The organism is Xanthomonas sp. WHRI 10207 (genome assembly GCF_040202975.1).
Classification (GTDB): Bacteria; Pseudomonadota; Gammaproteobacteria; order Xanthomonadales; family Xanthomonadaceae; genus Xanthomonas.
Window position 1 is genome coordinate 273651 of sequence record NZ_JBEGDX010000001.1, and the last position, 12967, is coordinate 286617.

The window sequence follows — 12967 nt, forward strand, 5'->3', positions numbered from 1 at the left end:
ACGGCGGGGCAACAGAGTTGCGTTGCTTCGCCGATAACCTTCTCAACGCGATCAGGCGTTCAGGGGAATGTAATGGCCGCTCCATCTCAAGATCACAACGACGGGCACGCTCCGGCGGCACATCGCCGCAATCACCAGCTGACGCAGTTCGGGCCGTGGCTGTATCTCGGTGCGCTGCTGGGCAGCGGCTGGTTGCTGTTCGTGCAGCCGTCCACCCGCGTCCTCCAGCCCGAACAGGCGGCCACCAGCTGGCTGCTGGCGTGGACGTTTGGCGGCATCGTGATCGGTGCGGTGGCGTGGAGCCTGCGTCTGGCGCGTCGCGGTCTGGCGCAGCCAGCGGCGACCTACCCGATGTCCGCACGCCTGCCCGAATCGTGGACCGATGCCTACGCGGCGTTGCTGCGTCCGGCGGCTCCGGTCGCGCCTGCCACCCCCCGCCTCGACCCGACCGACACCCAGCGTGGCGCCGCCTGGCACCGCTTTGGCGCCGGCATGCTCAGCGCCGAAACCTTCGACCCCAACGATGCCACCCGCGCACCGTGGGATGGGATGGATGCCCAGGCCTGCATCGCACGTCTGGACGAGGGACGCACCGCCTGGCAGAACGCCTCGGTCAACCGCGCGCTGCAGCAGGATCGCCGCTACTGGCTCGACGTGGTGCTGTCGCTGCTCGATCACGGTGTGATGCGCCCGCTGCAGGACGGTTATCTGCCGGATACCGCCGCGTTGCGCACCGAGCGTTTCCTGCTGGGCGCCGATGCGGGCCCAGTGGTCCTGGCCGATGTACCGGCCCTGTTCTCGCGCCGTCTGGCGCTGGCGATCGAAGCGATGCCGACCGCACAACGCGACGCGGCCGGCGTGCAGTGGCGGCTGCTGCAGCAACTGCATGCATTGGTGGCCGAAGGCCGCATGCTGGACGAGCGCTCGCAGGTGATCCAGGTGCTGGCATGGAACCCGGACGTGGACCTGGACCAGGTCGAAGTGGCCTACATCCTGGCCGCCGAATACCGCGAAGGCATGCGCGACTGGTTGCGTCGCGCTGCGCTGGTCCGTCTGCCCGACAGCGCCTTACGCCTGGACGAAGTGCTGTTGTCGTCCTGCAGCCCGCTCGGCGCGCAAGCCGACGATGTGGACTACATGGAAGCGATGCGCCCGCTGCACCGCGGTTTCATGCAGTTGTTCAGTCAGCGCCTGAGCCAGCTGGTGCTGCAGGCTGAGCAGGCCGAACGTCAGGCCGGCCTGCATCCGCTGCCGCGCGCCACCACGGCCAGCGACGAAGTTTCTCAGGACTGGCCGGCGTAATCGTCGATCGGTTCCAGCACGCCGTAGCGCTCCTTGTGCGGCTTGCCGTGCAAGGGCGGCAGCGCTAGCGGCTCTTCCGGCACCGAAGTGTCCGGCAGCCGATCCAGCAAATCGCGGATCAGGCTCAGCCGGCCACGTTTCTGGTCGTTGAAGTCCACCAGCGTCCACGGCGCATCCGGGATATGGGTCACTTCGAGCATGCGCTCGCGCGCGGTGGTGTAATCGTCGTATTTGGTGCGCGATTGCAGATCCACCGGCGACAGCTTCCAGCCCTTGAGCGGGTCTTCGTGACGCTCGGCAAAGCGGTCTTCCTGCTCGGCCTGGTCCACGCACAACCAGTACTTGAACAGCAGAATGCCATCATCGACCAGCATCTGTTCAAAGCGCGGCGCCTGCTCCAGAAACGCCTCGTATTGCGCGTCGGTGCAATAGCCCATCACCCGTTCCACGCCGGCGCGGTTGTACCAACTGCGGTCCATTAGGACCAATTCGCCGCCGGCCGGCAGATGCGTTACATAGCGCTGGAAATACCACTGCGTGCTTTCGCGGTCGTTGGGCTTAGGCAGCGCCACCACCCGGCACTGGCGCGGGTTGAGATGGCTGGCGATGGTCTGGATCACGCCGCCCTTGCCGGCGGTGTCGCGGCCTTCCACCAGCACCAGGGCGCGTTGATTGGTGTGGCGCAACCAGCGCGCCATACCGACCAGCTCCAACTGCAGCGGTGCCAGCAACTTTTTGTAGGCCTTGCGTTTCAGGTGCGACATGCGGGTTCCGTTCGACGATCGAACGCGCAGGCTATTCGCCCAGCCGTGGACGCAATGTCGCCAGATTGCATGGCTTGGTGCGCGCATCCAGCTGCGCACGCACGATCTTTTCCCACGCCGTGCGGCACGCCGAGGTGGAGCCGGGCAGGCAGAACACGAAGCTGTGATTGGCCAGCCCCGCAAACGCGCGCGATTGCAGCGAAGACGTGCCGATTTCTTCCACGCTGATGGCGCGGAACATCTCGCCGAAGCCCGGCATGATCTTGTCCAGCAGCGGCGTGATCGCCTCAGGCGTGCTGTCGCGGCCCGTAAAGCCAGTGCCGCCGGTGACCAGGATGCCGTCCACCTGCGCATCGGCAATCCATGCCGACACGACCGCACGCATGCGGTAACGATCGTCCGGACACAGCGCACGGTCGTGCAGCACGTGGCCTTCCTGGGTGAGGGCGTCGGCCAGGTAATCGCCGGAGCGGTCGTCGGCCAGCGTGCGGCTGTCGGACACCGTCAGCACGCACAGGCGCAGGGGAATGAAGTCGGGAGTAGAAGGCATGCCGCAGCGTAACCAGCCGCAGCGGCCGGGTACAGCGCTGCAGTGTGAATTTGAAGGAAGCCGAGCGGTGGAGATCGATCACTGCTGGGATTCGTTCAATGTTGGACGTCGATCAGTGTTGGGCTATCGAGCGTCAGCCACTACGCGCGCTGCGACTCTCAGCGCGCAGTGAACAAAGCCCCTCTCCTGCGGGAGAGGGGTTGGGGTGAGGGTACGGGCGAAGCCTGCATGGCAGCACTTGCTACATGGGTGAGCACAAGGCAGCAGCGATCCGCGGAGACACGAGTATTGGCGATCGGTCGCAGCCTGAGCATTGCAGGCTTGCTCGCACCCTCATCCGGCGCTGCGCGCCACCTTCTCCCGACGGCAGAAGGGAGCAGGTCCACCGGCAGTGTTTGGCCGACATCTAAACCCCCAACCAACCACGCTCCCGCGCCATCGTCTGCAGCAGAGCTGCAAGATCGTCCGCAAACCCATCCATATCGAAAACGCCACTGCGCTGTCGTTGCTCAGCCAGCCGCGCACGCAGATCGGCCAACGCATCCGCATCGCTTGCCAATGCCACCGCCTTGGCCACAAACGCCGCGTCGTCGGCCACGTTCATCTCTTCCAGCCCCAGATGCTGATTGAGGCTGCCCGCGACCCGCGCGGCAAACGTCTCGCCGGGCGCGGTCAGCACCGGACAACCCGCCCACAACGCATCGGAGGCGGTGGTGTGCGCGTTATAAGGATGCGTATCCAGAAACAGATCCGCGTGCCGGTAACGTGCCAGATACTGCGGGTGAGGCAACTTCGGCATGAAGACCAGGCGCTGCGCATCCACGCCCTGCGCCTGTGCTGCCGCACGCAACCGCGCATCGGCCTGGCCCGGCCCCGACAACAGCCACAGCACGCTGCCGGGCACCGCATGCAGTACTGCCAGCATGCGCGCCATGCTGCGAGGATTGAGTTTGTAGCTATTGTTGAAACAGCAAAACACCGTGCCCTGCGCGGGTATCCCACAGGCGGTGCGTGACGGCGGTTCGCCAGGCGTGCGCGTGGTATCCGACGGCTGAAACGCGCGGTTCAAGCGCAGCACCTGCTCGCTGTAAAACGGCCCCAACGACGGTGGCAATGCAAACGCGTCGCCCAGTACGTAATCCATCCACGGTGCACCGGAGGTGCCCGGGTATGCCAGCCAATTGATCTGCACCGGCGCCGGCCGCAGCGCGAACACTTCCGGGCGTCCGCCACCGCCCCAGCCGCGCAGATCGAACAACACGTCGATGCCCTGCGCACGGATGTGCTGCGCGGTGGCCAGATGCCCAAGCGCGGTGACATCGTGCAGGGTCGTGGCCTGCGTCAGGCGCGCGCGAATCGCGCTGCCGTCGTCCTGGCTGGTCGCAAACAGGTGCAGCTGCAGTTCCGGTTGGCGCCGCTGCAATGCCTCGAACAATGCCACCGTCAACACACCGGTGGGATGTGCGCCGAAGCCATTGGATACGAAGCCCACGCGCAACCCGCCGCGGCTGCGTAGCGCAACTGGTGGCAGTGGCTGCAGGCTTGAAGCGATCGCCTGCGCACGCGTGCGCGCACAGGCCAGTTGCTCGGCCGCAGTGGCGTCTTCGCTCAGGAACGCGAACGGCTCCACCGCCGCCGCGCCATGTGCCACGGCGTTGCGGACCTGCGTGGCCAAGGCATCCAGGCCGAGCCAATCGCATAACCGACGTCGCCAGTTGAGCAGCTGCGCGGCGATGTACGGCTCGTCGGGCAGCAGGTGATACGCGCGTGTATAGGCCGCTGCCGCTTGTTCCGGCTGATCGGCGTCTTCCAAGGCATGGCCCAGCCACAGCGCAATGCCCGGATGCTGCGGCACCAGGTCCGATGCCTGCTGCAGCAGACGTGACGCCTCGGCATGCCGCTGTTGCGCCCAACGCACGCGCCCAAGCCGCGCAATCGCTTCCGGGTGGCCGGGATGCAGGGCCAACGCGCGTTGCACGGCCAGCTCGCCAGCAGCGATGCCGCCCATGCCGAGCTCGGCATCGGCCAGCATCAACCACGCAACGAAATCGCCGGGCTGTCGCTGCACCGCCTCGCGCAGCTGCAGCAACTCGCGCGGGACGTTGGCACTCACGGGCTGTCGCTCAACCGCGCCAGTTCGTCGGCCTGATGCTCGTGCAGCAACCGTGCCACCAACGCATCCAGATCGCCTTCGATGATGTTGGGCAGGTCGTACAGCGTCAGCCCTTCCACGCGGTGGTCGGTGATGCGGCCCTGCGGAAAGCTGTAGGTGCGGATGCGCTGGCTGCGGTCGCCGCTGCCCACCTGCAACTTGCGCGTGTGCGCTTCGGCGGCCGCGGCCTTGCTGCGTTCGGCTTCCACCAATTGCGCCTTCAGGCGCTTCATCGCCTTGTCGCGATTGGCGTGCTGGCTGCGCTCGGTCTGGCACTCCACCACCACGCCGCTGGGCACGTGGGTGATGCGGATGGCCGATTCGGTCTTGTTGACGTGCTGGCCGCCGGCGCCGGACGAGCGGAAGGTATCCACCTTCAAATCCGCCGGATTGATCACGATCTCTTCCACGTCGTCGGCTTCGGGAATGATCGCCACCGTCGCCGCCGAGGTATGGATGCGGCCCTGCGACTCGGTGGCCGGCACGCGTTGCACGCGATGGGTGCCGGATTCGAACTTCAGCCGCGAATACGCGCCGCGCCCGACCACGCGTGCCACCACTTCTTTGTAGCCGCCGTGTTCGCCGGGGCTGTCGGATTCGATTTCGACCTTCCAGCCCTGGCGCTCGGCATAGCGTGCGTACATGCGGAACAGATCGCCGGCAAAGATCGCCGCCTCATCGCCGCCGGTACCGGCGCGCACTTCCAGAAACAGGTTGCCGTCGTCGCGCGGGTCGCGTGGGACCAGCAGCAATGCCAGCTGCGCATCCAGTTCGTCCAGGCGCGCCTGTGCCGCAGCGATTTCCTCTTCGGCCAACTCGCGCATTTCCGGGTCGTTGCGCATGGCTTCGGCCGCGCTCAGGTCGGCCTTGGCGCGTGCCTCGTCTTCCAGCGCTACGGCCACCGGTTCCAGTTGCGACAGTTCGCGCGACAGGCTGCGGAACTTGTCGTTGTTGTTGACCACGTCCGGGTCGGACAACAGGTGCTGCAGTTCTTCGCGGCGCTCGGCCAGCGCTTCGAGCTTACGGCGCAGGGTCGGCGTCATCAGTCCTCACGATCGGGGTAGCTACAGGGGGATGTGGGTAACCGGGCTTTTCCGGGAACAGCCGGTCGGCCGCGCTGGTCAATTCCAGGTCATTGTTGAGCGCGGCATCGCGCAGCGCGGCGGTCGGCGGGTGCAACAGGCGATTGGTCAGCGCATGCGCCAGTTGCTCCAGCACTTCGTCGGCCGGCTTGCCGTTGCTCAACTGTTGACGCGCCTTGGCCAACAGTTCGTCGCGGGTGCTGTCGCCGAACGCGCGCAGCCGCTTGAGCGGTGCCTGGCGCGCGTTGGCCTGCACGGTCTCGACATAGCGCGCCACCTGCAGGTCGATGATCGCCTCGGCCTGGTCTGCGGCTTCGCGGCGGCTGCGGCGGTTGTCTTCGACCGCGCGTTCCAGATCGTCCACGGTGTACAGGTAGGCATCGCTCAGCGTGGCCACCGAGGCTTCGATATCGCGCGGCACCGCCAGGTCGAACAACAGCATCGGCTTGCGTTTGCGCGCGCGCAGCGCCTGTTCCACCTGCACCCGCGTGATGACCGGCTCGCGCGCGGCGGTGGCCGAAAACACCACATCGGCCTCGGCCAGATGGCGTTCCAGATCGGTCAGCGGCAAGGCATAGCCGCCGTGCTGGCTGGCCAGTGTCTGCGCATGCGCAAGGGTGCGATTGGCGATCAACAGGCGCCGCACGCGGCCTTCGCTCAGGTGCTTGGCGGCCAGCTCGATGGTTTCGCCGGCGCCGACCAGCAACACGGTCGATTCGTTGAGCCGGGCAAAGGACTCCTGTGCCAGGCGCACGGCGGTGGAGGCCACCGACACCGGATTGGCGCCGACACGGGTATCGGTCCGCGCGCGCTTGGCTACCGAAAAGGTCTGCTGGAACAACCGATCCAACCCGCTGCCCAGTGCGCCATGCGCGCGCGCCACCGCCCAGGCATCTTTCACCTGGCCCAGGATCTGCGGCTCGCCCAGCACCATCGAATCCAGCCCGGTAGCGACCCGGAACAAGTGGCGCACCGCGTCGGCATCCTGATGCTGGTACAGATAGCTACTCAGTCCCGGCGCATGCGCGTCCAGCCAGCCGGCCAGCGCCTGCACGTCGTCGGCCATCGCATACAGCTCGGTGCGGTTGCAGGTGGACAGCAGCGCGGCCTCACGCACCTGCGGCAAGGCCCGCAACGATTCGAGCGCGCGCGGCAACGCGTCACCTGCGAACGCCGCGCGTTCGCGCAGGTCCACAGGTGCGGTCTGGTGATTCAGTCCGAGCACCCACAACGTCATTGTTCAGTTGCTTGCGATAAGCTGGCGGCCATTCAGGGCCCCATTTTACGGCCCGGTTGCCCCCGATGCCTGTACCGATTCGCATCCTGAGTGTTCTTTTGCTGGTAGCAGTGTCCGCCAACGCCACGGCAGCACCCAAAAAAGCACCTCCCGCTCCACCCGTCAGCAGTGCCGGCGCCACCTCGCTGGAACCTGTGCTTGCCGGCGAATTCGCCTTGCAGGCCGGGCAGCTGGACGAAGCCGCCCGCGCCTATCTGGACGCCGCCAAGGCCGAGGCCGGCGACGCCGGGCTGGCTGAACGCGCCGCCCGCATCGCCATGCTGGCCAATGACGACCCGCGTGCCATCGAAGCCCTGGCGCTGTGGCGCGCCCGCGCGCCATCGTCGATGTCGATGCGCAGCACCGAAGCCTCGCTGGCCCTGCGCCGCAACGATCTGCGCACCGCGCGCCGCGACTTGCTCGGCCTGCTCAAAGAACCCGACCCGCGCGGCTGGCGCTTTGCGTTGATCGCGCTGGCCAATGGTGGCCGCGAGCCGGAAGCCTCGGCCGACGTGCTCGAAGACCTGGTCAAGGCCGGCGCCATCCCCAACCAGATCGAGGTGTGGCAGGAATTCGGCCGGCTCGCGCTGCGCATGGAGCGCCCGGCGCTGGCCAAGCGCATCGTCGACGAAGTGGTGCGCCGCTTCCCCGAAGAGCCGCGCGTGGCCTTGCTGCATGCCACCCAGCTGCAGCAGGAGGGCAAGAACGACGAAGCGCTGGCGCTGCTGAAGAACGTCGAACCGCAGGCAGTGAAGGATTCCGAACTGCGCGGCGCGCTGGCCTTCGCCTACGACGCCATGGGTCAGACCGAAGCGGCGGCGCGCGTGCTGTCCACCGGCCCGCAGGACACCCAGACCTACGGGCTGCGCGCGTCCATGCTCGCCAAAGAGAAGGACCGCACCGCGTTGGAAGCGCTGTATGGCGAGCTCAAGAGCAACGCCACCAAGCCCGACCCGGATCGCCGCCTGCTGCTGGGCAAGATCGCCGAATTCCTCAAGCGTTACGACGAAGCGGTGGAGTGGTACCGCGGCGTACCCGGCGGGCCGCAGGTGAGCGAAGCGCGCTTGCGCGCCGCCAGCGCGCTATACGAGCTGGGCCGCAAGCCCGAAGCCTTGGCCGAAGTACGTGCATTGCAGGGCGATGCCAGCGCCGACGACGATGCCCGTCGCGATGCTTATGTGCTGGAAGCCGAGCTGCATCAGCGCGCCGACGACGCCCCGGGCGAGCTGGATGCCTTCGAACGTGGCTTGGCCGCCTATCCGGACGACAGCGCGCTGCTGTACGCCCGCGGCTTGGCCTGGGAGCGTCGCGACGACGTGGCGCGCGCCGAGGCCGACCTGCGCAAGATCCTGGTCGCCGAGCCGGAAAGCGTGGCGGCCTTGAACGCGTTGGGCTACACCCTGGCCGACCGCACCACCCGCTACAAGGAAGCGCTGGCGCTGATCGATCGCGCCCGCACCGCCGACCCGGACAACCCGGCCATCGTCGACAGCTATGGCTGGGTGCTGTATCGCATGGGCCGCACCAAGGAAGCGCTGGTGCAGCTGCGCCGCGCCTGGGCGCTGGTCAAGGACCCGGAAATCGCCGCGCACGTGGGCGAGGTGCTGTGGGTCAGCGGCAAGCAGGACGAGGCGCGGCGCTACTTCGACGAAGCCCGCCGGCTGGATCCTGACAACCGCGCGCTGCAACGCGCCGTGGAAAAGTTCGGGCTATGAGCGCTGCACGACGCGCGCTGGCCCTGAGCGGGCTGGTGCTGGTCGGCCTGTCCGGCTGCGTCAGCGTGCCTCGCGGGCAGGGCGGCGGCGCGGCGGTGGTCGAGCGCGTCTCCGATGAAGCGCGTCACGCCGAAGCTGCGCGCCAGGCCTGGTTGCAGGTCCACCCACAGTGGTCGTTCCAGGGGCGGGTGGCGATCAGCAAGGACCGCAACGGCGGCAGCGGGCGCATCGACTGGCAGCAGAACGGCCCGCAGTACCGCGTGCAGCTCAGTGCCCCGGTGACCCGGCAGAGCTGGGTGCTTACCGGCGATACCACTACCGGCGCCGGTCGGCTCGAAGGGCTGGACGGCGGTCCGCGCAGCGGCCCCGATGCCGAACAGGTCTTGCTGGAAGCGACCGGCTGGACCATCCCGGTCAATCAGATGCCGGACTGGGTGCGCGCGCTGCGCATTGCCGATGCCGGCGCGCAGCGCGTCGATCTCGACGCTGCCGGGCGCCCACGCACCGTGCAACAGGATGGCTGGACCATCGAATTTCTCGCCTGGGCGCCGGCCAGCGACGGCCAGCCCGCGCTGCCGCAGCGCATCGAAGCCCATAACGGCACCGCCAAGGTCCGCCTGTTGGTCGATCAGTGGACGGTATCGCCCTGATGGCAGCGCTGGACGGCTGGTCGGCGTGGCCTGCGCCGGCCAAGCTGAACCTGTTTCTGCAGATCGTCGGGCGCCGTGCCGACGGCTACCACCTGCTGCAGACCGTGTTCCGGCTGCTGGACTGGGGGGACACCATTCATCTTCGTTTGCGCAGCGACGGCCTGATCCGGCGCATCGGCGACAGTTTGCCTGGCGTTGCCGAAGACGATGACCTGGTGATCCGCGCCGCACGCCTGCTGCAATCGTCTACCGGCACCCGGGCGGGCGCGGAGATCCGCGTCGACAAGCGCATCCCCGCCGGTGGCGGATTTGGCGGCGGCTCGTCGGACGCGGCAACCGTGCTGGTCGCGCTCAATGCCTTGTGGCGCCTGGGCTTGCCGGTCGATGCATTGGCCGCGCTGGGCCTGCAGTTGGGCGCGGACGTGCCGGTGTTCGTCCGCGGACACAACGCCTGGGCCGAAGGCGTGGGCGAGCAACTCACCCCGATTGCGCTTCCCGACGCCGCCTATGTGCTGGTCGATCCGGGCGTTCACGTGCCGACGCCGGCGTTATTTCAATCACAGGAATTGACGCGGGATGCTGCGCCCGTGAAAATAGCGGACTTCGCTTCCGGTTCTCTGCTCGACAATGCGTTCGAGCCGGTCCTGCGGCGCCGCGAACCTGCCGTAGAGGCCGTGTTCCAGGCGTTGTCCCAGATCGGCACGCCACGTTTGACCGGGTCGGGGAGTGGGTGTTTCGTCGAATTCGCCACGCGCGCTGCTGCAGAGCAGGCCTTGGCGCAATTGCCGGACAGCCTGCGGGCGTGGGTGGTGGAGGGTGCAGCGCACTCGCCATTGCTCGACGCACTGGACGCAACAAAGGTTTGATGCAGGGGCGTCGCCAAGAGGCCCAAGGCACCAGGTTTTGATCCTGGCATTCGTAGGTTCGAATCCTACCGCCCCTGCCAATGTACCGATGCAGGTCGCCCTGCAAGAGTTGTAGACGCAGATTCTTCTGCAAACGCCCGCACATCCACGTGCGGAGATCGAGGAACGGCCGGGCAACGGCTTGGCTCGTCTGCTCTTTCACCCACCCGCACGCTCTATCGCCGCCGCCTGAGAGATCCCATGCAAGACCAACGTAATCTGCTGGTGTTCTCCGGCAATGCCAACAAGCCGCTTGCCCAGAGCATCTGCAAGGAGCTGGGCGTTCGCATGGGCAAGGCGCTGGTCACGCGCTTTTCCGATGGCGAAGTGCAGGTCGAGATCGAAGAAAGCGTGCGCCGGCAGGAAGTGTTCGTCATCCAGCCGACCTGCGCGCCGAGCGCGGAAAACCTGATGGAGCTGCTGGTGCTGATCGACGCGCTCAAGCGCGCCAGCGCCGCCTCGGTGACTGCGGTGATCCCGTACTTCGGCTATTCGCGTCAGGACCGTCGCATGCGCTCCTCGCGCGTGCCGATCACCGCCAAGGTCGCCGCCAAGATGATTTGCGCGATGGAGGCCGACCGCGTGTTGACGGTCGACCTGCATGCCGACCAGATCCAGGGCTTCTTCGATGTCCCGGTCGACAACGTCTACGCCTCGCCGCTGCTGCTGGCCGACATCTGGCGCGCCTACGGCACCGACAACCTGATCGTGGTCTCGCCCGACGTGGGTGGTGTGGTGCGCGCGCGCGCCGTCGCCAAGCGTCTGGACGACGCCGATCTGGCCATCATCGACAAGCGCCGTCCGCGCGCCAATGTCGCCACCGTGATGAACATCATCGGCGACGTGCAGGGCAAGACCTGCGTGCTGGTCGACGACCTGGTCGATACCGCCGGCACTTTGTGTGCGGCCGCCGCAGCGCTCAAGCAGCGCGGTGCGCTCAAGGTGGTGGCCTATATCACTCACCCGGTGCTGTCCGGCCCGGCGGTGGACAACATCAATAATTCGCAGCTCGACGAGCTGGTGGTCACCGACACGATCCCGTTGAACGAAGCGGCGCGCACCTGCCCGAAGATTCGTCAGCTGAGCGTGGCCGAACTGCTGGCAGAGACCATCCGCCGCATCGCCTTCGGCGAATCGGTCAGCTCGCTCTACGTCGACTGATATCCCATTCGGCGCCCGGATCTCCGGGTGCCGTACTACGTCTCTCCTGGTCGCGGGTGAGACGCTTCATCGCCGCGAGGCGGTATTCCAATCTAGGTAGTGAAATAACATGGCAAAGACTCACGAAATCAAGGTCGAGCGCCGCGCGAACGAGGGGAAGGGTGCGAGCCGCCGCCTACGTCACGCTGGCGTCATTCCGGCCATCGTCTATGGTGGCGAACTCGAGCCGGTCAGCATCCAGCTCAACCACGAGCAGATCTGGCTCGCCCAGCAGAACGAGTGGTTCTACTCGTCGATCCTGGACCTGAACCTCAATGGCGACGTGCAGCAGGTGCTGCTGCGTGACATGCAGCGCCATCCGTTCAAGCAGTTGATCATCCACATCGACTTCCAGCGCGTCAGCGCCAACGAGAAGCTCAGCGCCGCGGTGCCGTTGCACTTCGTCAACGAAGCAACTTCGCCGGCTGGTAAGTCGAGCGAAGTGGTCGTGACCCACGAGCTCAACGAAGTCCAGGTGGTCTGCCTGCCGAAGGATCTGCCGGAGTTCATCGAAGTCGACCTCGGTGCGCTGGAAGTGGGCAACGTGATCCACTTGTCCGAAATCAAGCTGCCGGCCGGTGTGGAAATCCCCGAGCTGAAGCTGGGCAAGGAACACGATGTTGCCGTGGTTGCTGCCAAGCACGTGCGCATCGAAGAAGAAGACGCTGCCGGTGAAGAAGGCAGCGAAGGCGCAGAAACCAAGTAATCCGTCGGCCGATTCCTCGCCTGCGCGGGGAATCGGCTGCGGTGACTGGCATGTCTGCACTTCGGCTGATCGTCGGGCTCGGGAATCCGGGTCCGGAACACGCGCAAACCCGGCACAACGCCGGGTTTCGTTTCGTCGATGCCCTCATCGAGCGCAGTGGCGCCCGTTGGGGTCTGGACAGCAAGTTGTTCGGCGAAACGGCCAAGGTCGATATCGCAGGACAGCCGGTCTGGCTGCTCAAGCCGGCCACTTTCATGAATCTCAGTGGCAAATCGATCACCGCCGCCCTGCGGTTCTGGAAGATCGAACCGGAGCAGATGCTCGTCGCACACGACGAACTGGATCTGGCGCCGGGCACGGCACGGCTCAAGTTCGACGGCGGACACGGTGGTCAGAACGGCCTGCGTGACACGATCCGCCTGCTCGGGCACGGCAAATTTCACCGCTTGCGCGTCGGCATCGGTCACCCTGGTCACAAGGACCGTGTGGTGCCGTGGGTGCTGGGACGGGCAGGGCGTGACGACGATGCTGCGATCGGTAGTGCGGTGGATGCGGCCATCGATGTCCTGCCGCTGGCGATGGACGGCAATTTCAACGAAGCGATGAAGCGGCTGCATACCGCCAGGGACGCGTGATTGGGGAGTGGGGATTCGCAGCCGTAGGCG

The 12967-nt window shown here is 66.4% G+C and carries 12 protein-coding genes and 1 tRNA gene; 8 read left to right on the plus strand and 5 right to left on the minus strand.

All coding sequences use genetic code 11. The annotated features are described in order from the left end of the window. Positions 1-72: 72 nt before the first annotated feature. Complete coding sequence (locus ABQU90_RS01200; protein WP_323521760.1) at positions 73-1302, plus strand: hypothetical protein; 1230 nt, start codon at positions 73-75, stop codon at positions 1300-1302. Here the strand turns inward: ABQU90_RS01200 and ppk2 are convergent. The 5 genes from ppk2 to hemA all read right to left on the minus strand — a co-directional run bounded on the left by ppk2 (position 1284) and on the right by hemA (position 7087). Continuing rightward, complete coding sequence (ppk2, locus tag ABQU90_RS01205) at positions 1284-2066, minus strand: polyphosphate kinase 2 (RefSeq protein ID WP_323521761.1); 783 nt, start codon at positions 2064-2066, stop codon at positions 1284-1286. The genes ABQU90_RS01200 and ppk2 overlap by 19 nt on opposite strands. 31 nt (positions 2067-2097) lie before the next feature. Continuing rightward, positions 2098-2616, minus strand: coding sequence for a molybdenum cofactor biosynthesis protein B (gene moaB / locus ABQU90_RS01210; protein ID WP_115561393.1), 519 nt, complete (start codon positions 2614-2616; stop codon positions 2098-2100). A gap of 406 nt (positions 2617-3022) precedes the next feature. Next, complete coding sequence (locus ABQU90_RS01215; RefSeq protein WP_323521762.1) at positions 3023-4729, minus strand: O-linked N-acetylglucosamine transferase, SPINDLY family protein; 1707 nt, start codon at positions 4727-4729, stop codon at positions 3023-3025. After that, entirely contained in the window at positions 4726-5811 is a 1086-nt protein-coding gene (gene prfA, locus ABQU90_RS01220; protein ID WP_055851331.1) for a peptide chain release factor 1, read from the minus strand. The genes ABQU90_RS01215 and prfA overlap by 4 nt, the downstream gene beginning before the upstream one ends. After that, positions 5789-7087: a glutamyl-tRNA reductase gene (gene hemA / locus ABQU90_RS01225; RefSeq protein WP_055851334.1), complete on the minus strand. Its 1299-nt coding sequence runs from the start codon at positions 7085-7087 to the stop codon at positions 5789-5791. Before hemA ends, prfA begins: the two co-directional genes overlap by 23 nt. Before the next feature lie 65 nt (positions 7088-7152). Between hemA and ABQU90_RS01230 the strand changes: the two genes are divergently transcribed. From ABQU90_RS01230 to pth, 7 genes are all read left to right on the plus strand, one after another. Beyond that, positions 7153-8841 (plus strand): tetratricopeptide repeat protein, encoded by a 1689-nt coding sequence (locus ABQU90_RS01230; protein ID WP_323521763.1) that lies wholly within the window; start codon positions 7153-7155, stop codon positions 8839-8841. Beyond that, complete coding sequence (lolB, locus tag ABQU90_RS01235; RefSeq protein WP_323521764.1) at positions 8838-9491, plus strand: lipoprotein insertase outer membrane protein LolB; 654 nt, start codon at positions 8838-8840, stop codon at positions 9489-9491. The genes ABQU90_RS01230 and lolB overlap by 4 nt, the downstream gene beginning before the upstream one ends. Continuing rightward, entirely contained in the window at positions 9473-10357 is an 885-nt protein-coding gene (ispE, locus tag ABQU90_RS01240; RefSeq protein WP_323521765.1) for a 4-(cytidine 5'-diphospho)-2-C-methyl-D-erythritol kinase, read from the plus strand. The genes lolB and ispE overlap by 19 nt, the downstream gene beginning before the upstream one ends. A 3-nt stretch (positions 10358-10360) precedes the next feature. Beyond that, positions 10361-10437 (plus strand) — tRNA-Gln (locus ABQU90_RS01245). A gap of 160 nt (positions 10438-10597) precedes the next feature. Further along, the gene (locus ABQU90_RS01250; RefSeq protein WP_055851346.1) at positions 10598-11557 is read left to right on the plus strand and encodes a ribose-phosphate diphosphokinase; all 960 of its coding nucleotides are present in this window, start codon (positions 10598-10600) and stop codon (positions 11555-11557) included. A 109-nt stretch (positions 11558-11666) separates the two neighbouring features. Continuing rightward, complete coding sequence (locus ABQU90_RS01255) at positions 11667-12302, plus strand: 50S ribosomal protein L25/general stress protein Ctc (protein ID WP_023902813.1); 636 nt, start codon at positions 11667-11669, stop codon at positions 12300-12302. 50 nt (positions 12303-12352) lie between these two features. Further along, on the plus strand, positions 12353-12937 hold the full coding sequence (pth, locus tag ABQU90_RS01260) for an aminoacyl-tRNA hydrolase (protein ID WP_115527197.1): 585 nt from the start codon (positions 12353-12355) through the stop codon (positions 12935-12937). Positions 12938-12967: the final 30 nt, after the last annotated feature.

Bases quoted from the DNA above. Each gene is read 5' to 3' on its own strand.
- ABQU90_RS01200 (WP_323521760.1), top strand. From the start codon at position 73: ATGGCCGCTCCATCTCAAGATCACAACGACGGGCACGCTCCGGCGGCA.
- ppk2 (WP_323521761.1), bottom strand. From the start codon at position 2,066: ATGTCGCACCTGAAACGCAAGGCCTACAAAAAGTTGCTGGCACCGCTG.
- moaB (WP_115561393.1), bottom strand. From the start codon at position 2,616: ATGCCTTCTACTCCCGACTTCATTCCCCTGCGCCTGTGCGTGCTGACG.
- prfA (WP_055851331.1), bottom strand. From the start codon at position 5,811: ATGACGCCGACCCTGCGCCGTAAGCTCGAAGCGCTGGCCGAGCGCCGC.
- hemA (WP_055851334.1), bottom strand. From the start codon at position 7,087: ATGACGTTGTGGGTGCTCGGACTGAATCACCAGACCGCACCTGTGGAC.
- ABQU90_RS01230 (WP_323521763.1), top strand. From the start codon at position 7,153: ATGCCTGTACCGATTCGCATCCTGAGTGTTCTTTTGCTGGTAGCAGTG.
- lolB (WP_323521764.1), top strand. From the start codon at position 8,838: ATGAGCGCTGCACGACGCGCGCTGGCCCTGAGCGGGCTGGTGCTGGTC.
- ABQU90_RS01250 (WP_055851346.1), top strand. From the start codon at position 10,598: ATGCAAGACCAACGTAATCTGCTGGTGTTCTCCGGCAATGCCAACAAG.
- ABQU90_RS01255 (WP_023902813.1), top strand. From the start codon at position 11,667: ATGGCAAAGACTCACGAAATCAAGGTCGAGCGCCGCGCGAACGAGGGG.
- pth (WP_115527197.1), top strand. From the start codon at position 12,353: ATGTCTGCACTTCGGCTGATCGTCGGGCTCGGGAATCCGGGTCCGGAA.